The organism is Burkholderia sp. Ac-20384, from assembly GCF_017104605.1.
GTDB lineage: Bacteria > Pseudomonadota > Gammaproteobacteria > Burkholderiales > Burkholderiaceae > Burkholderia > Burkholderia lata.
This window is the reverse complement of sequence record NZ_JAAGPE010000666.1, coordinates 1-1,031: the sequence shown is the minus strand read 5'-3', so window position 1 is coordinate 1,031 and position 1,031 is coordinate 1. Positions and strand designations below refer to the sequence as shown.

At 72.0% G+C, this 1,031-nt stretch carries 1 protein-coding gene; it reads left to right on the top strand.

Features of this window, described 5'->3' with window-relative positions:
- Positions 1-148 precede the first annotated feature (148 nt).
- Positions 149-1,031, top strand: an 883-nt coding sequence (locus tag G3O00_RS42705; RefSeq protein ID WP_206146597.1) for an FAD-dependent oxidoreductase, incomplete at its 3' end; no start/stop codon positions are given.

Sequence of the window (1,031 nt, the reverse complement as noted above, 5' to 3'; positions counted from 1 at the left end):
CGGCGACCGTGGCGCGGCCGCACGGTCCGTGCTCGCCCGGCGCCGGCTCCCGCGATTTTGGCGCTATCATTCCGGGTTCACCGGGCCGGGGCCCTCAGCGAATTCTCACCGGGTGGCGCACGCGCGCCGCCCGTCATCGAAGCAATCCATGGATGTCATCGTCATCGGCGGCGGAATCAGCGGCGTCGCCACCGCCTACCAGTTGCGCGCGGCCGGCCATCGCGTGTGCGTGGTCGAACGCCACGCGACCGTCGCGCAAGGTGCAACCTACGGCGACGGCGGCGCACTGCTGCCGAGCCCGCTCGACGTCTGGTTCGGCCCGACCTTCATGCGCCAGCGCCAGCCGCGCGACACCGGCATCGTCTACAAGCCGGGCTTCAACGGCGGCGTGCGCCGCTTCGTCAAGCAGCTCGGCACGCTGCGCGAGCCCGACGCGTTCGCCGCCCAGTACGCGCGGCTGCGCCCGCTGATCGACGCGTCGCGCGACACGCTTGCCGACATCGAGACGCGCCTCGAGCTCGAATTCGAACAGAAGCCCGGCATCCTGCACGTGGTGCGCGACCCGCGCGACTGGGACGCGATGCAGCCCGCGCTCGACCTGCTGCGCACGCTCGACCAGCCGTACCGCCTGCTCTCCGCCGACGAATGCGCGGTGCTCGAGCCGTCGGTACCGGCCGAACCCGGCTTCGCCGGCGGCGTGCTGCTCGAAACCGAACGCACCGGCAATTGCCCGCTGTTCGCGAAACTGGTCAAGCAGACGCTCGACGAGCATGGCGTGCAGTTCCGCTTCGGCGCGGAAGTCGCCGCGATCCGCGTCGATACCGGCCGCGCCGCGGTCGAGCTCGTCCCGCCCGGCGACCGGCGCGCGTCGAACGCTCGCGAGGTCGACGTGATTTCCGCCGATGCGATCGTGGTCGCCGCCGGCGCCGGCAGCCTGCCGCTGCTCGACCGGCTCGGCTGGCGCCTGCCGCTGCACCCGGTGCGCGTCCATACGCTCACCGCACCGGTCGCCTACGAAGAACACGCACCGA